This is a genomic window from Sporichthyaceae bacterium (genome assembly GCA_036269075.1).
In the GTDB taxonomy this organism is placed as follows: Bacteria; Actinomycetota; Actinomycetes; order Sporichthyales; family Sporichthyaceae; genus DASQPJ01.
This window is the reverse complement of record DATASX010000089.1, coordinates 1-18,043: the sequence shown is the minus strand read 5'-3', so window position 1 is coordinate 18,043 and position 18,043 is coordinate 1. Positions and strand designations below refer to the sequence as shown.

General features: G+C 69.2%; 20 protein-coding genes. 11 read left to right on the top strand and 9 right to left on the bottom strand.

All coding sequences use genetic code 11. The features are described from left to right. Positions 1 to 199: 199 nt before the first annotated feature. The 4 genes from VHU88_17000 to VHU88_16985 all read left to right on the top strand — a co-directional run bounded on the left by VHU88_17000 (position 200) and on the right by VHU88_16985 (position 2,640). Positions 200 to 1,018 (top strand): SDR family oxidoreductase, encoded by an 819-nt coding sequence (locus VHU88_17000; protein ID HEX3613389.1) that lies wholly within the window; start codon positions 200 to 202, stop codon positions 1,016 to 1,018. An 18-nt stretch (positions 1,019 to 1,036) separates the two neighbouring features. Beyond that, a complete protein-coding gene (locus VHU88_16995) occupies positions 1,037 to 1,921 on the top strand; it encodes an aldo/keto reductase family oxidoreductase (GenBank protein ID HEX3613388.1) in 885 nt (294 codons plus the stop codon). A gap of 62 nt (positions 1,922 to 1,983) precedes the next feature. After that, positions 1,984 to 2,214 carry a ribbon-helix-helix protein, CopG family gene (locus VHU88_16990; protein ID HEX3613387.1) on the top strand — a complete coding sequence of 77 codons (231 nt, stop codon included), beginning with the start codon at positions 1,984 to 1,986 and terminating at the stop codon, positions 2,212 to 2,214. A gap of 15 nt (positions 2,215 to 2,229) precedes the next feature. Further along, positions 2,230 to 2,640, top strand: coding sequence for a putative toxin-antitoxin system toxin component, PIN family (locus VHU88_16985; GenBank protein HEX3613386.1), 411 nt, complete (start codon positions 2,230 to 2,232; stop codon positions 2,638 to 2,640). 538 nt (positions 2,641 to 3,178) lie between these two features. On the opposite strand, the gene VHU88_16980 is transcribed toward VHU88_16985, so the two are convergent. Next, positions 3,179 to 3,664, bottom strand: coding sequence for a hypothetical protein (locus VHU88_16980; protein ID HEX3613385.1), 486 nt, complete (start codon positions 3,662 to 3,664; stop codon positions 3,179 to 3,181). A 174-nt stretch (positions 3,665 to 3,838) separates the two neighbouring features. Between VHU88_16980 and VHU88_16975 the strand changes: the two genes are divergently transcribed. After that, on the top strand, positions 3,839 to 4,495 hold the full coding sequence (locus VHU88_16975) for a GntR family transcriptional regulator (protein ID HEX3613384.1): 657 nt from the start codon (positions 3,839 to 3,841) through the stop codon (positions 4,493 to 4,495). 118 nt (positions 4,496 to 4,613) lie between these two features. Here VHU88_16975 and VHU88_16970 read toward each other — a convergent pair whose 3' ends face one another. Then, positions 4,614 to 4,805 carry a hypothetical protein gene (locus VHU88_16970; protein HEX3613383.1) on the bottom strand — a complete coding sequence of 64 codons (192 nt, stop codon included), beginning with the start codon at positions 4,803 to 4,805 and terminating at the stop codon, positions 4,614 to 4,616. A gap of 32 nt (positions 4,806 to 4,837) precedes the next feature. Between VHU88_16970 and VHU88_16965 the strand changes: the two genes are divergently transcribed. Beyond that, the gene (locus VHU88_16965) at positions 4,838 to 5,104 is read left to right on the top strand and encodes an alpha-hydroxy-acid oxidizing protein (protein HEX3613382.1); all 267 of its coding nucleotides are present in this window, start codon (positions 4,838 to 4,840) and stop codon (positions 5,102 to 5,104) included. Positions 5,105 to 5,242: 138 nt separating this feature from the next. Here the strand turns inward: VHU88_16965 and VHU88_16960 are convergent, their stop codons facing one another. The 3 genes from VHU88_16960 to VHU88_16950 all read right to left on the bottom strand — a co-directional run bounded on the left by VHU88_16960 (position 5,243) and on the right by VHU88_16950 (position 9,161). Beyond that, positions 5,243 to 5,698, bottom strand: a complete 456-nt coding sequence (locus VHU88_16960; GenBank protein HEX3613381.1) for a nuclear transport factor 2 family protein — start codon at positions 5,696 to 5,698, stop codon at positions 5,243 to 5,245. Positions 5,699 to 5,731: 33 nt separating this feature from the next. Next, the gene (locus VHU88_16955; protein ID HEX3613380.1) at positions 5,732 to 6,346 is read right to left on the bottom strand and encodes a hydrolase; all 615 of its coding nucleotides are present in this window, start codon (positions 6,344 to 6,346) and stop codon (positions 5,732 to 5,734) included. A gap of 64 nt (positions 6,347 to 6,410) precedes the next feature. After that, positions 6,411 to 9,161: an AAA family ATPase gene (locus VHU88_16950; GenBank protein ID HEX3613379.1), complete on the bottom strand. Its 2,751-nt coding sequence runs from the start codon at positions 9,159 to 9,161 to the stop codon at positions 6,411 to 6,413. A 195-nt stretch (positions 9,162 to 9,356) separates the two neighbouring features. On the opposite strand from VHU88_16950, the gene VHU88_16945 reads away from it, so the two are divergent. The 4 genes from VHU88_16945 to VHU88_16930 are packed head-to-tail and all read left to right on the top strand — an operon-like array spanning position 9,357 to position 11,756. Further along, on the top strand, positions 9,357 to 9,779 hold the full coding sequence (locus tag VHU88_16945) for a nuclear transport factor 2 family protein (GenBank protein ID HEX3613378.1): 423 nt from the start codon (positions 9,357 to 9,359) through the stop codon (positions 9,777 to 9,779). Positions 9,780 to 9,793: 14 nt separating this feature from the next. Next, on the top strand, positions 9,794 to 10,171 hold the full coding sequence (locus VHU88_16940) for a hypothetical protein (protein ID HEX3613377.1): 378 nt from the start codon (positions 9,794 to 9,796) through the stop codon (positions 10,169 to 10,171). Beyond that, entirely contained in the window at positions 10,162 to 11,229 is a 1,068-nt protein-coding gene (locus tag VHU88_16935) for an amidohydrolase family protein (GenBank protein ID HEX3613376.1), read from the top strand. The genes VHU88_16940 and VHU88_16935 overlap by 10 nt, the downstream gene beginning before the upstream one ends. Further along, entirely contained in the window at positions 11,226 to 11,756 is a 531-nt protein-coding gene (locus tag VHU88_16930) for a hypothetical protein (protein HEX3613375.1), read from the top strand. Before VHU88_16935 ends, VHU88_16930 begins: the two co-directional genes overlap by 4 nt. Positions 11,757 to 12,106: 350 nt before the next feature. Here the strand turns inward: VHU88_16930 and VHU88_16925 are convergent, their stop codons facing one another. The 3 genes from VHU88_16925 to VHU88_16915 all read right to left on the bottom strand — a co-directional run bounded on the left by VHU88_16925 (position 12,107) and on the right by VHU88_16915 (position 15,759). Next, positions 12,107 to 13,390 carry an MFS transporter gene (locus VHU88_16925; protein ID HEX3613374.1) on the bottom strand — a complete coding sequence of 428 codons (1,284 nt, stop codon included), beginning with the start codon at positions 13,388 to 13,390 and terminating at the stop codon, positions 12,107 to 12,109. A 70-nt stretch (positions 13,391 to 13,460) separates the two neighbouring features. After that, positions 13,461 to 14,426: a DUF5996 family protein gene (locus VHU88_16920; protein HEX3613373.1), complete on the bottom strand. Its 966-nt coding sequence runs from the start codon at positions 14,424 to 14,426 to the stop codon at positions 13,461 to 13,463. 139 nt (positions 14,427 to 14,565) lie between these two features. Further along, positions 14,566 to 15,759 (bottom strand): nitroreductase family protein, encoded by a 1,194-nt coding sequence (locus VHU88_16915; GenBank protein HEX3613372.1) that lies wholly within the window; start codon positions 15,757 to 15,759, stop codon positions 14,566 to 14,568. A gap of 309 nt (positions 15,760 to 16,068) precedes the next feature. Here VHU88_16915 and VHU88_16910 point away from each other — a divergent pair, with 309 nt between their 5' ends. Then, positions 16,069 to 17,703 carry a helix-turn-helix domain-containing protein gene (locus tag VHU88_16910; GenBank protein ID HEX3613371.1) on the top strand — a complete coding sequence of 545 codons (1,635 nt, stop codon included), beginning with the start codon at positions 16,069 to 16,071 and terminating at the stop codon, positions 17,701 to 17,703. A gap of 75 nt (positions 17,704 to 17,778) precedes the next feature. Here the strand turns inward: VHU88_16910 and VHU88_16905 are convergent. Further along, on the bottom strand, positions 17,779 to 18,043 hold a 265-nt coding region (locus tag VHU88_16905; protein HEX3613370.1), incomplete at its 5' end, for a M15 family metallopeptidase.

The following is an 18,043-nucleotide window of genomic DNA, read 5'->3' as shown; positions in this document are numbered from 1 at the left end:
CGTCCACCGCCTGACTCGGGGGATCCTCGGGGACAGCAGTTGTGGTTTCCATCGTCTTCCTCCACCGGTTCGGGGGCCCTGCTCGGTAACGGTCCTCGGCGAGGAAACCGGACCTCACTTGCTAAACGGAGGCTCCTCCGCTTATTCTCGATCTAAACGGAGGCTCCTCCGGTTCGTCATGGATTACACGGGAGATCGCATGAAGACCTGGTTCATCACCGGCAGCTCCCGCGGCTTCGGCCGCGAGTGGACCGTCGCCGCGCTGCGCCGCGGTGACCGCGTCGCCGCCACCGCGCGCAACACCGGTACGTTGAAGGATCTGGTGGAAACCTACGGGGACGCGATCCTGACGATCCCCCTGGACGTCACCGACCGGGGCGCCGCGTTCGCGGCGGTGGCGAGGGCGCACGCGCATTTCGGTCGCCTCGACGTCGTCGTGAACAACGCAGGCTACGGCCAGGTCGGCATGATCGAGGAGCTCAGCGAGGCGGAGTTCCGCGCGCAGTTGGAGACCAACCTCTTCGGGGCGATGTGGGTCACGCAAGCCGCGCTGCCGTTCCTGCGCGAGCAGCGCAGCGGGCACATCCTGCAGGTTTCCTCGATCGGTGGGATCACTGCATTTGCCGGCGTGGGGGCCTACCACACCTCGAAGTGGGCGCTCGAGGGCTTCAGCCAGACACTGGCCGGCGAGGTCAAGGACTTCGGCATCCACGTCACGATCATCGAGCCCGGCGGTTTCTCCACCGACTGGAGCGGACCCTCGCTGCAGCAGTCCACCCCGCTGCCCGCCTACGCCGGGATCCACCAGGCCAGGGAGGCCTTCTGGGCCGCCCGGCTGCCCAAGCAGGGCGATCCGAGCGCCAGCGCGGACGCCGTGCTCAATCTCGTCGACGCGGACCAACCGCCGCTGCGGGTGTTCTTCGGCGACGGCCCGCTGGAACTGGCGACCGCCGATTACGAACAACGACTGCAGACCTGGCGCGCGTGGGAGTGGCTCTCCCTCGAGGCGCAAGGCTGAAGCAGCAGAGGAGTTCACATGTCGAGGCACACACTTCCCGGCGGAACGTTCACCATGGCCGAGGATCTGACCGTCACGCGCATGGGGTACGGCGCGATGCAGCTGGCCGGCCCCCACGTGTTCGGCCCGCCGGCCGATCGTGCCGCCGCCGTCGCCGTCCTGCACGAGGCGGTCGAGGTGGGTATCACCCACATCGACACCAGCGACTACTACGGCCCGCACGTCACCAACCAGATCATCAAAGAAGCACTCCACCCCTATCCCGACGCACTGCACATCGTGACCAAGGTCGGGGCACTGCGAGATGCCCAAGGCGGCTGGCCCCAGGCGCTCGCCCCCGAGCAACTGCGCCAAGCCGTGCACGACAACCTCCACAACCTCGGACTCGACACGATCGACGTGGTCAATCTTCGGGTCGGCGGGCTGGACAGCCCTACTCCCGGCTCCATCGCCGAACCGTTCACCATGCTCGCGCAACTCCGGCAGGAAGGGCTGATCAAACATCTCGGGCTCAGCACGGTCTCGGCCGAACAGATCGCCGAGGCACAGTCGATCGCACCGATCGTGTGTGTGCAGAACTTCTACAACCTCGCCCATCGGGCCGACGACGACCTGATCGACTCCCTCGCCCTGCAGCGCATCGCCTATGTGCCCTACTTCCCCCTGGGCGGGTTTTCCCCTCTGCAGTCCGACGAGCTGAAAACCGTCGCCACGCGTCTGGGCGCCTCACCGACGGCCGTCGCACTTGCCTGGCTGCTGCAGCGCTCACCGAACATCCTGCTCATCCCCGGCACCTCATCAGTGGCCCACCTGCGCGAGAACATCGTCGGAGCGGCGCTGACCCTCCCCGAAGACGACCTGGCCGAACTCAACGGCATCGCGGAACGCCCAGCGTCGCGGTGACCGTGTGTGTAGCCATGCAGACGCACCTCGGCATGAATACATCGTGATGCTATGATGCGTCCATGCCGAAGGTACGGACCACTGTGAGCCTGGACGAACGGGTCATGACCGCGGTACGGGTCCGGGCCGCTCGCACCGGCAAGGGCGACAGCGAGGTGATCGAAGAGGCACTGCGCCGAGACTTGGGCCTGGACCTCGTCGAGCGACTCTGGGCGAAGAACGACCTGAGCGAGGAAGCAGCCATGGCGCTGGCTCTGGAAGCCCAGCACGCAGCCCGCCGCCGCAAGCGCTGAGTTCCGACACACCCGGTGCGCGCGGTCCTGGACCCCAATGTCATCGTCTCAGCGCTCCTGTCCCGGGGCGGCACACCGGCCAAGCTGCTGCGATCCTGGCTCGACGGGGACTACGAACTGGTCGTGTCCCCGAGCCTGCTCGCCGAACTGGAACGGGTCCTGAGCTACCCGAAGATCACCCGTCTGGTCACCCCCGACGAGACACAAGAACTGCTGAACCTCCTACGCCAACAAGCCGACCTCTACCAGGACCCGACCCGGGCCCCGATGATCGCCTCACCGGACCCCAACGACGACTACCTGATCGCCCTCGCGCAGACCGCCCCGGCCGTGCTCGTCTCCGGAGACACCGACCTGCTCGGACTGACCGACCAGATCCCGGTCTACTCCCCCGAAGCGTTTCTAGCCCTGCTCTCCCGGCTCTGAGCCGTCGCGAGCATCTGATCTTGGTGGTGCCCGAACTGGTCGCCGGACTCTTGGTAGTCCCGCGCGTTGACGGCCTCACCCGTCGGGCCTCCGATCCGCGCCGAGGATTCCCGGCACCGTTCGCGGGACATCGGCGATCCATCGTTGGGTGCGTCGTTGCTGTCGCCCTGGCAGCCGACCGGATCGCATCCTTGGGTGCGCCGGGTCCGACGGACAGGTAGCTGCCGGGTACCGCGTCCACCGGGTTGACGAAGGTGTCCGGATCGAAACGGCGGCCCTGCCGGTCCTGATAGGGCCCGGTGGCGATGTTCCCGCGCACGTAGGTCGGCAGGTCGGTGACCGCGGCCATCAGCAGGCGGAAGAGCTCGTAGTAGCCCTCCTGCGGGGCACCGGCAGTGGCCACGTCGGGGTCGGCGTGTCCGGCGTCCGACGCGGTGTCCGGTGGGGCCTCGCCGCTGCGGGTGACAACCATGTCCAGGCTGGGGATCACGAAGAACTCCCGCGCGCGGGACTGGGAAGCGGGGTTCAGTCCGCGGGCCTAGCTCATCCGGTGCCCCGCGGACATCTGCAGAAGGTTCTTGATCGTGACAGCGCGATGGGCGTTGTCACAAAGACCTTCCGGCAGGTACCGGCCGATCGAGGAGTCGATGTCGACGTAGCCGAGGCGCTGCGCGATACCGGTGAGCAGGGCGACGACCGTCTTCGTCTGGCTCCAGTTCTGCCTCGGGGCCCGGTCGAAGAGCGGATCCACGCGTCCTTCACCGACAAGGCAGCTGTGCCGGAACACCTTGATGGTTTCCGCACCGTGGGCACTCGCATAGTCCAAGGCCGCGCCCAGCGTTTCCGGGTCGAGCCTGACCTGGTCGGCGTCGGTGCGTGGGTACTCGCCGGTTCGCGTCATGAGGCACTGGCCCCCGCCGCCGGTTGCCGCGATCGTCCCTGCGGCGACCGGCCCGGCCGCGAACGGTGTCGCAACGACGATGCCGGCAGCCAGGGCGGCGACCAGGCCTGCTCGAGGCGTCATCCCCGAACCCCCTTGCCCACCGGCGATCGACGGAGTGGGCGGAAGATTGTGTAACAATCACCGGGAGTATTGTGTAACAATCTAATCCTCGCAAGGCCCTACCGTCCCGGTCCACGAGAGGAGGCCGCGATCTCATCGGCCGAGGACAGCAGCGCGCCCGACCGGCTCGCGGCGGTGCTGCGCGACGAACTGTTCGAGGGCACGCTGTTGCCGGGCACCCGCCTGCGCGAGGAGCACCTGTGCGAGAGGTTCGATGTGGGGCGCCACACCGCCCGCGCGGCCCTGCGCCTGCTGGTTGATCGTGGGCTGGTCGTGCACGAACGCAACAGGGGCGCGACGGTCCCCGAGCTGACCCGCGAACGCATCGACGAGTTCTTCGGCTTCCGGATCGTGCTCGAACTGGGCAGTTTGCGACTGGCCCTGGGCCGCGGCGCCGACCTGTCCGCCGTCGACGCCGCCGTGCGGGAGCTGGAAGCACTACCTGAGCATGCTTCCTGGCTGGAGCTGACCGAGGTCCACGGCCGCATCCACCACGAGATCGTGGCCGCCGCCGACAACGACCACCTCCTGCACGCCTATGCGCGGTGCGAGGAAGAGATGCGCGTGCTGCTGGGAGTGCTCCGGCCGGATTTCTCCGCTCGACGTATGGCTGTGCTGCACCGCCACCTGTTGGACCAGCTGCTCATCGGCGGCGATGTCGCGGTGCAGGCGCTCACCGACGACCTCGAACTGGCCGGGCGGGCGGCTCTCCTGCAGGCCCTGCACCGGGCCGAGTACGCCGCGCGCGCGATCGGGGCCCGGCCCGTCCCGCGCGCGGCGGAGATTCGCTGACCCGAACGGAGTGCGATGCCCGTGCGCGACACCGTCGTCCGGCGTCGCATGCCCCGTTGGTCCGCTACATCCGAGCTGGTGGTTCGACCTGCTCACCACGGCCCCACTCGAATTCGCCTCACTGCGCCACTGGAACGGCACCGTGGCCGACCTCGTCGGGCAGATGTTCGACCCCGCCGCGGTTCTCGACGACCTGGACTGGCTGCGATCCACCTGGCCGCACTCCCTGATCGTGAAAGGCGTCCAGCACGTCGACGACGCCCGGGCAGTGGTGGATGCCGGCGCCGATGCCGTCGTCGTCTCCAACCACGGGGGCCGACAGTTGGACCGCGCCCGACACCCCTGGAACTGCTGCCTCTGGTGGTCGCCGCTGTCGGCGATCGGGCCGAGGTCCTCGTCGACACCGGAGTCACCACGGGATCCGACATCGTGGCCGCGGTCGGTCTCGGCGCAACCGCAGTCATGGTCGGCCGGGCTTATCTCTACGGCCTGATGGCCGGCGGCGAGCGCGGGGTGACGCGTGCGCTGACGATCCTCCGACAGGAGACGGTGCGGACCCTACAACTGCTGGGCGTCGCCGAAATGGACGAGTGGGACCGGAACACGTGAGCCTGGCCCGCCCGTGTCGCCTGCACGACCGATAACTGATGCTCAGTCAGCTCTATGGCGTGGGACTCGAACCGACGAACCGGTGGATTATGAGAGCGCGGCCGAAGTGTAAATAGGCCTCGCTCAGGTGTCCTGACGCTACGTCAGGCAGCGCGTCTCGCTCCAGTCGAGGATCAGGATGCGTTCGGCGAAGTACCAGGCGCCATCGAGCTTCGCGTAGGTGTCCAGGTAACGCAGCGAGGCGACCATGATCTTGCGGGTGCCTTTGTCCACGAACAGGTGATGCGCCAGTGTGTAGCACTCGCCGGTCGCGTGGTCCCCGTCGAGGTCGACCGTGCTCTGGCCGTTGAAATGCGTGGTGACGTAGTAGCGGTTCAGGTCGTCGAAGACGGGGGTGAGCGCCTCGCGACCGTGCAGCACATACGTCGGATCGGTGCCCTCCCCGTCCATGTGCACGGCGAATCTGGTGTCGACGGTGAACAGGGCCTTCTGGCCCTCCAGGTCGCGTCGGTCGGCACAATGGGCGTAGGCGTCGAACAACTCACGAATCGCCAACCGATCCGCGGCCTGCGTGGGCGTCAGTACGGAGTGCATCACGGTGGCCCCCTCGGGCGCGCTGTCGCGATGTCAGGCTGACTTCAACAGGCGCGTGGTCAGCACGATGTCGACGACCTCGGGAACCGTCGCGACACGCGCCCAGTCGCGTTGAAGTTCGCAGGCCAAGGATACCCAGCTGATCGGTTGCCCTCCTGCCTGCGCGATCCGCTCGAGGCCGGCGCGGTGCGCCTCGAGGGAGGTCCCCCCGACCGCGTCGACGACCGGGTAGACCTCGAATCCCTCGCGCAGCGCGTCCAACGCGGGGAACGCCAGACACACCTCGGTCCACAATGCGGCGATGATCAGCTTCTTCCGGCCGGTCGCCAACACCGCGCGCCGGAACTCGACGTCCTCCCACGAGTTGATCTGCGTCCGGTCGATCTCCTCGTTGTCGGCGAGGACCTCGCGCAACTCGGGGAGAGTCGGGCCCTGCCCGTTGGCGACGTTGACGGTCGAGAGCACCACGGGCAGTCCGTAGGTCCGCGCCAGCCGAGCCACCGAGACGATGTTGTCCGTCAACAATTCGTGGTCCATCGAGCGCACGGCGGCTAGCTGACTCGGCTGGTAGTCGATCACCAGCAGAGCCGCGTTCTGCGGGGTGAGCAGCGGGTCGGTGACCGGGTCCCTGATCGGCTCGCTGGTCATCTGGATCCTCTCCGGCGGCAACGAGGTCGGCGCATCCCAGGATGGCTGCCTGCCCGGGCCGAACTCATCCAGGAGATCCCCAGTCCTGGCGTCCGCCCTGCAGGGCGTGGCGGGCCAGTTGAGTTCGTGTCTTGACGCCCAGCTTCCGGAACACCTTGTGCAGGTGGTACTCCACGGTGCTGGGGCTGAGAAAGAGTTGGCCCGCGATCTCCAGATTGGTCAGGCCCTGCGCCACCAACCGAGAGATCTGCCCCTCCTGCGGGGTCAACGCGTTGGTGTCCGCCGCGGCCGGTTTCCGGGTGCGGCCGCCAACGGCGCGCAGTTCGATCCGGGCGCGCTCGGCGAATCCGTCGATGCCGAAGTCGCCGAACATCTGGTGGGCGGCCGACAGTTGTTCCCGCGCCTCCAGGTTGCGGCGTTCCCGGCGCAACCACTCGCCGTAGAGGAGCCGGGTGCGCGCAAGGTCCAGGCGCAGGACAGTGGAGGCAAGACTGTCGATGGCCGCCCGGTAGAGACCCTCAGCGACCGTCCCTTCGCTCACCAGGGCCCGGCAGCGATCCTCCACGGCGCTCCCCCACGCGGTCCCGGCGGCGGACGTCGCCGTGGTGAGGCGTTCCAGCCCGAGCGTGGCAGCTTCGACACGACCGGTTCGGGCGGCAGCCTCGATGTACTCCACCGTCGCCCACGGCGAGAACCAGATTCCGAACGGGTCCTCGAAGGCCACCGCCGCGGCCTCGAAGGCATCCTGGTACCGACCGATGCCGTTGTACAGCAACGCCGAAGACCAGCGCAGGCCGGTGATTCCCATGCCCTCGCCGCGGGTGCGAAAATCCTCCGTCGTGGTCCGGATGAGCTCCTCCGCCTCGGCGCTGTGCCCGCGCAGGGCGGCGACCATGACCGCCGCATAGGGCGCCGTCCGGACGTCGGTCGCATCCGCGACCGCTGCCACCTGCTCGACCAACGAGGCGGCCGTGGCCAACTCTCCGGCGACCAGATGCACGCCGGCGCGGGTGCTCAATGTGAGCGGCAGTACCGTCAGCGCCCCCTCCTCACGGGCCACCTCGATCTGACGCGCGGTCAGGGCGTCCCAGCTCTCGTAATCCCAGATCAGGACGGCCGCACGACCGGCCAGCCACATCCACCGCAGGCTCTCCCGGGCGTCCACGGCATCACCGCGGAACGCCTGCAAGGCCTTGCGCAGGGGTCCGGTACCCGCCGCAGAGCCCTCGGCGATCAGCAGGGCCAGCCCCTCGAGCAGCAGGTCGCTGGCCCGCGCACCGCTCCCCGCCCGTGGTGCGCTCAACGCCGCCTTTGCCACGTCAGCCGGACCGCAGACGGTGGCGAGGCCGCCGGCGAACAGTGTCGCGGTGAGAGCGTCGAGATAGGTCTCCCTGGCCAGGGCCGGGTCGTGCACCTCCAGGCGGCGGGCAGCGTCGAGCAGAAGCGGCGGCGCCTCACTGCCTCGGTCGGAGGCGAACGCGACGCGCGCCCGCAGGACCTGGACCTGCGCCTGCCCGAAGTCGTCCAGCGGCCCTTGCTGGGCGAGGTTGGCCAGCGAGAGCGCCTCGTCCAGCGCCCCGGCCTGTCGTTTGGACTCGGCGGCAGACAGTGCCCGGCTCGCCCGCCGGGATGGGTCCACCGTCAGTTCCGCGGCCCGCTGCAGGAATGCCGCGGCGGCGGCAAGACCCCCGCGGGCGCGGGCGCGGCCGGCCGACAGTTCGAGGTCGTCGGCGACGGCATCGTCGGGGCGAGGGGTTGCCTGCGCGAGGTGCCAGGCGCGGCGGTCCGGGTCCACCGCCGCGTCGGTGGCCTCACCGAGCGCACGATGCACGGCTCGGCGTTGCTCGGGAGTAGCCGCGGTGTACACCGCCGACCGGACGAGCGGGTGCCGGAACACGATGCGGGTGGCGAGATCGAGCAAGCCTTCGGCCTCGATCGCCGCCACTGCCGACTCCTCGACTCCCAACTGTTCAGCGGCGCGCCAGACCAGCACCGGATCCCCGGTGGGCTCGGCTGCCGCCACGAGCAGGAGCCGGCGCGACGCCGGCGGGAGTTTCTTCAACCGACGTTGGAAGCCGGCTTCGATGCGACCGGTGAGCGGGGCCGTGACCGGCGCGCCGAAACCACCTGCCAACTGAGCCGGCGTCAGGTCGCGGGGCAGTTCGATCAGGGCCAGGGGGTTGCCGTGCGCCTCGGCCACGAAGCGTTCCAGCACGCGATCGTCCACCCGGTCCGGCAGTACCGAACGCAGCAGCGTCAGGGCTGCCGTCTCGCCGAGCCCCTCGATCGACAGCTCGGGCAGTCCTCGAACTTCGGGGGTGACGACACGAGACCCGAACACCAGCACGATGGGCTCGTCCGTCAGCCGGCGCGCGACGAAGGCGAAGGCCCGCGCCGATTCCCGGTCCAGCCACTGGGTGTCGTCCACGACGCACAGCAGTGGTCGCCCGGCCGCCAGCTGCGAGGTCATGCTCAACGCGGCAAGCCCGACGAGGAGCCGATCCGGAGCCGGCCCGAGGAGCTGGCCGGTGGCCACCTGCAGCGCGATCCGCTGCGCCTCGGGCAGAACCTCCAACACCGAGGGATCCGGTGAGCACATCTGATGCATCGCGGCGAAGGGCAGCTCCACCTCCGCCTCGTGACCGGTCGAACGCAGCACCTGGAAATCCGTCGCGGCCGAGACCGCGTACTCGAGCAGCGCCGTCTTGCCGATGCCGGGTTCGCCGTGCACGACCAGCGACCCGCCGTGACCGGCCCGCCCCGCGCCCAGCAGCCGGTCGAGCACCGCGCACTCGTGCATGCGGCCGAGCAGCATCAGTCGTGCCTCCTGGAGGGATCCAATCGGAGGCAAGTCTCGGCCGGCAACCACAGGCCCGGCTCGAACGGCTGCGAAGCGACCCCGGAACGATCCTGCACGGGCGGCCTGTCGACTGTGGATTTCCTCGATGCCACCAAGGTCGACCTGCCGCCCAGGATTGCTCAGCGAGCACCACCGACACGGGGAGGGCGCATGGCGACCGACAGCGAGCAGATCGTCCGGAAGGCGTACCAGATCGCGGAGGACTACGACCTGGCCGGCTGGGCCGCGGCTTTCACCCCGGACGGCACGTTCACCGACGAATCCATCGGTCGGGTCTTCCGCGGTCCGGAGGAGGTGCCCATCCAGGTGGTGAACTACAAGACCGCCTTCCCGGACATGCACCGTGAGCTCTTCAACGTCTACGTGACCGGCAACATCGTGGTCGTCCAACTTGCTCTGCAGGGGACCCACCTGGGCCCGTTGAATCTGCCGCAGGGCACCATCGCGGCCACCGGCAAGCGGATGGACGCGCCGTGCTGCGACGTGTTCGAGCTGTCCGACGGCCTGATCAAGCGCTTCGACTGCTACCCGTCGGGGACTGTGATCCTCGGCCAACTCGGACTGGCGGGCTGAGAACCGGTCCATCCATGAGCCTCGAACAGCGCCAGGCGCTCGACGCCGTGCTGCGGCAGTCGCGACTGGGCAAGGCCACCGAAGTGAACGAGTTGCGTCGGCTGTTCGCCGGCGCGCAGCTTAGGTCGATTGCGGCGCAGACTCTCCGCGGTCTGTATTTCGACACCGCCTTGTCGTGGGGCGGCCCGGTGCCGGCGATGCTGCGCGCGGTGGTGGGTGTCGATCACGTCGCGCTCGGTACCGATTTTCCTTACCTGCGCCGCGATCTGGCCGTCGGCAACCGGCAACGGATCCTGGACACCGACGCGTTGTCCGCGGCCGAGAAGGACCGGGTCCTCGGCGGGACGGCTCTGACGTTGATCCCCCGGCTCGAGGAGCTGCCATGCCGATAAGGCACCTGCCCGTCGTCGGGACGCCCACCGACCCGCCGCCGCGTTTGCGCAAGATCGCGATCGAGGAACACTTCATCGATCCCGAACAGGTCCGGCCCAACCTCGGGGACGGCTTCACCGCGGAGTTCGCCCAGCCGGGCTCGAGCTACGGCGGCTTCAACCCGGAGTTCGCCGAGGTGGTCCGGGCGCGGCTGGATGATCTGGGCGAGGGCCGGTTGGCCGAGATGGACGCCGCGGGCATCGACGTCGCGGTGCTGTCCCACACCATCGGGGGCGTGGAGGGCATCGCCGATCCGGCCCTCGCGGTGGCCACGGCTGCGCGGGTCAACGACTTCCTGGCTGCGCAGGTCGCCACCGGCGGCGGACGGTTCGCGGGGCTGGCGAGCCTGCCGTTGCAGGACGTTGCGGCGGCAGTGGCCGAGCTGCGCCGGGCGGTCACCGCGTTGGGGCTGGTCGGTGTGATGGTCAACGGCTTCACCGAACTCGGCGCCGACAAGCTGTACCTGGACGAGGACCGGTTCGAGCCGCTCTGGGCGGCGTTGGAGGAACTTGGCGTGCCGTTGTACCTGCATCCGCGCCTGCCCGCGCGAGCCGTGCAGGAGGCCATCTATCGCGGGCACCCGGAACTGGTGGGCGCCACGTGGGGTTTCGCGCCGGAGACGGCCACCCACGTGCTGCGGATCGTGTACGGCGGAGTTTTCGACCGGCACCCGGGCGCGAAGCTGATCATCGGGCACCTCGGGGAGATGCTGCCGTTCTTCGCCGGACGCATCCAACGCGCGTTCGAGTACAACCCCTACTCCCGCCGGGTGGCCAAACGGTTGCAGGACTACCTGTCGGACAACATCTGGGTGACCACCAGCGGCAACTTCAACGACCAGGCGTTGATCACCGCGCTGCTCACCGTCGGGGCCGATCACGTCCTGTTCGCCACCGACTATCCCTACGACATGGCGACCGCGGCCGCGGAATGGATCGAGCGCGCCCCGATCAGCGAGAACGACCGCCGCAAGATCTGCCACGGCAATGCCGCTGCCCTGTTCGGCTTGCGCCCATGAACCGATTCGATCGCCGCGACGCGATCCGGTTCGGTGCCGCCGGTGCGGCACTCGCGGGCCTCGGGGCCGGCCGTGCCGCACCGGCCGCGGCGGACAGCGTGCTCAACCGAGGGATTCACATCCACGGCACGTTGCTGGTCCTCGACGACGGGCCGGGCGGTCCGAGCGTCCGCCGTGGTGAGAATTTCCCGCAGGCCGGTGTCGACCTGCATTTCATCGTCAGCATGGAGGTCTGGGGCCCGGACTCCGACCTGAGCGGCCTTGGCTGGGGTGCGTTGGACGATCCCGAGGATCTGACCCAACCCTCCCGGGTCGATGCCACTCAGCGCGTCTACACCCAGCGCGGGTCGATCGAGGGCGACATCGTCCGCCTACGCGGGCGGACGTTGTTCTCCTACGTGCCCGGTGATGCCGGTGGCCCGATCATCACCGAGGCGAACCTGGCCACCGGGCACATCCGTTTCACGGCCGGGAACACCGCCACCAGCGCGCATCTGGAAGGCACCGGCATCGTCATCCGGGTGTGAGTTCGGCGAAGCACGAGCCAGGCGGGAATGACGTTGAGCATCGCAATCATCGCCGACCGGGAACCGGCGCTGTTGACCGGGAAGGTGATCGTCGATCCGTCCAACCCCATCGCCCTCGACGAGCACGGCCAATTCAGCCGCAACCTTCCCGACCACGTGTCGGCCGGGTCGATCATCGCGGAATCGCTGCCGCCGGGAACGAGCCGTCGTCCTCTACGCGACCGACGACGTGCCGGCGGCAACCGCCGTCGCAAACCCCATCCGAGGTTGAGATTTCGGATCGGCAGATTCCCCCACCGGCGACCGTGATCCTGGCCTGGGCGGGTTCAAGCGAAGGAACTGACTTACCGTCACCGGACCGTCGGAGTGACCCGGAACTCGGCGTCGACGTCCGGCGGGGTGTGCACCCGGGCCGCCAGCCCCGCAGCTGCCAGGCAGGACACGGCACCGGCGAGCAGGACCGCGCGGGGACCTTCCGCGGCGCTCAACCAGCCGGCCAGGATGTTGCCGACCGGTGTCGTGCCGAGGTAGACGAAGACCCAGAGCGCCATGACCCGTCCGCGGTAGGCGGGGTCGGCGTGCAACTGCAGCGCGGTCGAGGCCATGGTCACCAGTAGGTACCCGGAGAACCCGGTCAGCAGCAGGGCGATGCCACCGGTGGCGACGTTCGGTGCGGCCGCTGCCAGCGCCAGGCAGGCGCCGAACGCCAGCGAGGACCCGAGCAGGTACCTACGCCGGGGATGACCGATCATGCCGACGGCCAGCGAACCGGCGACGGATCCGATGCTGAGCAGGACGGAGAGCAGGCCGTAGGTGCCGCCCCCGCCGTGGTAGGTGTCCTTGGCCAGCAGTGGGAGCGCGACGTTGAAGTTGAACGCGACCAGCCCGACCAGTGCCATCATCGCCAGCGGCAGGTAGAGCTGTTGATGGCCGCGCACGTAGCTCAACGCCTCACCGACCCCGCCCCGAGCCGGGCCCGACCGCGCGGGAACGCTGGGGTGGATCGTGGCCAGGGCCAGCAGCACGAGGGCGTAGCTGACCGCGTTGACGGCGAAGCACGGCGTCGTGCCGACTTCGACGATGAGCAGCCCAGCCACGGCCGGGCCGATCACCCGGGAGGAGTTCATGATGACCCCGTTGAGGCTGACCGCGCTGGCCAGATCCGGCGCAGGTACCAGTTGGCCGACGAAGGCCAACCGGGCCGGGGAGTCCGCGATCTGGACGAAGCCTCCGGCCACGCTGAGGGACACGATCAGCGGGATGGACAACCGGCCCGCCGAGGCCAGCAGCCACAGCGCCACCGCGAGCAGCCCGTAGCACGCCTGGGTGGCCAGCAGCAGTCGGCGGTTGTCGACGCGGTCCACCAATCGACCGCCGAGCGGGCCGAACAGCAGGTAGGGGACGCCGCCGGAAGCCAACACAAGGCCCAGCTTCGAAGCCGATCCGGTCATGTTGAGCACGGCCCAGGCCAGCGCGGTCTGCTGGACGAATGTGCCGCTGGCCGAGACCACCTGACCGGCGAAGTAGCGCCGGAAGGCCGCTACCCGCAACGCCCGGAACGCGCCACCGGAGCGCGGCGGTCGCCCCACGACCGGTGCGGCCTCCGGGACCACGGCCAACGCGTCACGTTCCATCAAGCTCCCGATCCGGTTGGTCGCGTGCTCGTGATCCCGGACCGGCCGGCCGGGGCAGACCGCGCATTGCTCAAGTCTTCCCGTGAACTGCCGAAGGCGCCGCGGGTCGGGAGCCGGGCGGCACCTCCAGGGACTCGCGATCCCACCCGGCCAGATCCGCGGCCGCCGCGTAGGTGCTCCGGAAGAACGCCAGCAGAACAGCGTCGGGATCCGCCGCGGTCCGCACGACGGTGTACGGGAGCAGGAACTCGCCGAGGCCTTCGTCGAAGAACGCACCGGTTGGTTCGACCGGCCGGTCCGCGAACCCGGGTGGGCTGGGATAGGCGTAGGAGTAGAACGATCCCTCGGCGGACCCGCCGGGCCAGAACCCGCAACTGGACAGCTCGTGGCTGTACGCGGCCTGCATGACCCAGTCGGCGCAGTTGGGCACCCCACCCGGATGCCTGGGCGCGGTGCGCCCGGAGAAGCGGGTCACGGCCAGGTCGAAGGACCCCCAGAAGAAGTGGACCGGACTGGCCTTGCCTTGGAACTCCGAGCGGAACACGTTCATGACCCGGTGGGCCTGCACGAGTGCGAGCCAGAACCGGTGGACGGCGGCGGGATCGTAGGGGCGCACGGCGGTGTCATCGGCGAACGGGACCGCCACGGGCAGTTCGACCGGACGCGCCAACATCTCGGCCTTGACCCCGAGCTCGCCCAACGCCTGCATCGTGGCGGCGTGGAAGTCCGCGACCGACCCGGCCCGCAACGGGAATTCGCTGCCGCGCCCGTCGGTGCAGGTCATCCGCAACCGGTGGTCGTGGAGGTCGAAGGTGATCTCCAGGCCACGGTTGTCGACCGGCATCAAGGAGGTCGTCAGACCCCGCGCGCACACGTACAGCGGGACCTGCCACCAGTGGTTGACCACGGGCGCCAGCCCCAGCCGGACCTTGCCGATGATCTGCGTCCACAGGTGCAACGCGGCGTGGGTTCCCTCCCAGTCCGTCAGGGTCAGCTCCGGCCAGGCCGATTCGGTCTGGGCACCAGCGCTGCTCATCGTGGTACCTCCCCCACACGGCGCGGGCGCGTCGGCGGGACCAACCCTTCCATGCCGGGCCACGGTGTTCCACCGCCCGGCCCGAGCGGTTCAGGGCGCGGACTCATTCAGCTCGACACCACTGGGTCGCAACTCGACCTCAGGACTTGGCTTCCGCGCGGATGCCGTGCAGGACCTTGTTGAGGTTGTCCCGGATCATGCGGAACCGGCCCTCGACCACGGCCTCGGCCTGCGCGGGGCTCTGCCCGGCGGCGTACGCGGTTCCGGACATTCCGGGGCCGTGGCGGAACCAGTGCTCGACCCTGACGGTGTGGTCCAGCAGGGGCTCGATCCGGTACCCCCAGGTCGCAGACGGGCTGTCCGGATCCCCTACGGCGTAGGCGAAGTTGCGGCCGGGCTCCCAGACGGTGACCGTGCATGTGGTCTCCCACTCCATGGCCCCGACCAACTGCATGAGTGCCGCGTCGATGAGTGGGTGGCCGGTGTGCTCGGTGGCGTTGCGGCCCTTGAAGCTAGCGCCCGCGGCGCGGCCCACGCCGTCGTCCCAGGTCGCACCTTGGGCCTCGCCGCAATGCCGGCTGGGGGTGTTGATGTCGGACACGAGTTCCCAGACCCGTTCCGATGAGGCGTCGATGTCGATCGATACGCACACCCCGCGGCCCTCCACGGGGTTGTTTCGCTTGTCCAGCGGGATTTGTTCGTCGGTGAAACCCCATCCGTCCATGTAGGTGATCTCCTTCGCGGCTCGTCTCGGTGCAGGTCGGAACTCGTCCTGGGTGGTCCAGGCGATCGGGAACAGCACGACCTGAGTGAATCCCGGCGGGATGTCGAGCAGTGCCGCGACCTCGTCGCGGCGTTCCAGGTGCAGCGTCGTCCAGGCGGTGCCCAGGCCGCGCGCTCGGGCGGCCAGGCAGAAGCTCCAACCGGCCTGGATGACCGAGTCGAACAGGGCCGGTTTGCCGGAACCGTCGTGCACGCCCCAGATACCGAGCGCCACGAGCACGGGGACGCGTTCGAGCTCGGCCACAAGTCGGCCCGCCGAGTCCAGCACGCGCTTCGCGGTCGCGTCGGACCCGGCTTCACTGCGGGCGAAGGTGTCGAGGATCCCGCCCTCGGCCTCCCGGTAGATCTTGCCCAGGCCGGCTTTGACCCCCGGGTCGGTGATGATCAACCACCGCCGACTGGCCTGGTTGGAGCCCGAGGGGGCCTGCTCGGCGACGTCGATCAACTGCAGCAGCACGTCCACCGGCACGGCTCGGTCCGGGTCGAGCTTTCGACGTACCGCACGGGTCGTGGTGAGCAGTCGGTCGATCTCGGCAACGTCGAACTTCACGGGTGACCCTCCTTGCGAGATGTGACGCCCTCGCGATGCTCAGCCGCACCAGGCCATGGTCTCGTCCCGCCACTTCAACCAAATGGCCTCCATCGGCTGCGGTGCGCCGAACTGTTGCACTGAAAGACCCCGCACCGCCTTGTATCGAGGTGTCAAGGTCGGCCGTCACCCGCTGGCACCACGGCACAGGAGACGCGCTGGCCGAGGTGCCGATTCGCGGTTAGCCTGACGGCCGTGGCCAGGTCGAAACCGCGTATCGCCGCAGCCGGCGGGCCCGATCCGAGGTCTCCGCCCGCCGCCGAGCCAGCGGTGACGGAGCTTCTGCGGAACTTGTTGACCGCGAACGCACCCGAGGCGGTTGCTGCGTTCGCGGTGGCGGCCGTGCGGGATGTCAGCGGGGCTGAGGTCAGCTGGTGCGGTCTGCTGCACGAGGACGTGCTACGGATGGCGGCGCATTCGGGGTTGCGCACGGTTCGCATGGCGAACGAGTGGACTCTCGCGCTCGGCGACGGCGTCGGTGGGCGGGTTGCCGCGGAAGGGCGTCCGTTGTGGGTTCGCGACTACCGGCACGATCCGCGGCGGGCACCGACCCGTAAGACGATGATCGACGAGGAGGGCATCCGGGCAGCGATGTGCGCGCCGGTGTCAGCCGGCGGTCAAGTGCTCGGCGTGCTCTTCGCGGCGCGGCGTGACGTGTACGACTGGAGCAGCGCAGAGATCACCTTGCTCAGCGAGCTGGCGGCCGACTGCGGGGCCGCGCTCGGGCGGCTGCGGCGCGGCCCGGCCCGCCCCGAGACCGGCAACGACCACGGTCCTGCCTTCGGCGAGGTGCTGAGTCTGCAGCGAGACGTGGCCGAGGTCCTGGTCGCCTCCGGCGATCTGGCCGCTGGGCTGACTGTGCTGACCCGGAGGCTGGGTCTGGGCACGGACGTGGTCGATGCGGAGGGCCAGTCCCTGCTCGGTGAGGGACCGGCGCCCGAGCCGGTGCTTTTTTTCGCGCCGTTGCCCGGCGGCTCCGGGGAACGTCTGCAGGTCAGTGGTGTCCGCGACTTGTCGGCGACCGAGCGGGTCGCCGTGCAGGCGGCCGCGACGGTGTTCGGCATGCAACTGGGCGCCGCGCGGGCCAGCGCGGCGGTGGAGCGACGGGCCCGGCGCGATCTGTTGGACGCGTTGCTCGCCGAGGCCGCCGACCCGAGGGTGGTGCGCTCGGAGGCGGCGCTGCTCGGGGTCGACCTGCGTCGGGCGCACCATGTGGTGTGCATCGGGGCACATCGGCAGGTGCAGGGCCCCACCGGGGAGCCCGCGCCACTCAGCGGTGCCGCGGTGACGCAACTGGAACGTGTGGTCGGGCTCGCGTACCCCGAATCTCTGACCGTCGTGCACGAGGGCGATCTGCTGGTGTTGCTGCCCGCTCGTGCCGAGGCCCGCAATCCCGGTGGTTCGATCCGCGAACTCATCGCGGGCCGGACCCTGCCGCCGGAGGGCTTGGCCGCCGGGGTGGGCAGACGGTGCATGCCTTTGCGGGAGTTCCGGGAGTCCTTCGGCGAGGCGACCCTGGCGTTGGATCTGGCCCGGCGTCAGCCGGAGCCGGGCGCGGTGTTCACCGCGGCGGACCTGGGTCTGTCAGGTCTGCTGGCAGCCTCGGGTTCCTCACGTCGGACCCTGGAGGCGATGGTCGACTCGACCCTTGGCGTCCTGCTCGAAGCCGACCGGCGGGACGGAAGCCAACACGTGCACACCCTGCGTGTCTGGCTGGCGGTGGACCGCCACCTGCAGCGGACCGCCAAGTTGCTGCACGTGCACCCGAACACCGTCCGGTACCGGCTGACGCGGATCGGTGTGCTGCTCAAGCTCGACCTGCGCCACGTCGACTCCAGGTTCCAGATCGATCTGGCCCTGCGCATCCTGGAAGCCCTCGAGCGAACCACGCCGGCCGGCGAATGACGACCCGCCACCGCCGGATTCCCACCATGAGGTCGGCGGGTTCGCACCGACCGGGCGAACGCCGGCGCAAGGCGGCTACCCGGCCGACATCGATTCGCCAGGGACCTGCAGCTCGAAGTGCATCGGGTCCGGGGACAACCAGTTCCCGCCCCAGGTGAAACCCCATTTCTGGAAGATCGCGACCAGGCGCGGGTCCTGCTGGGAGGCACCACCAGCGGGGTTCTTCGAGACGTTCAGGTCGATCGCGCTGCCCCATGCGTGATGAGAGATGTCGTCGGTGGTCGGTCCGGCTACCAGACGGGCAGCGAAGCAGCCGCCGTAGTCGTGGGGGTTGACCAGG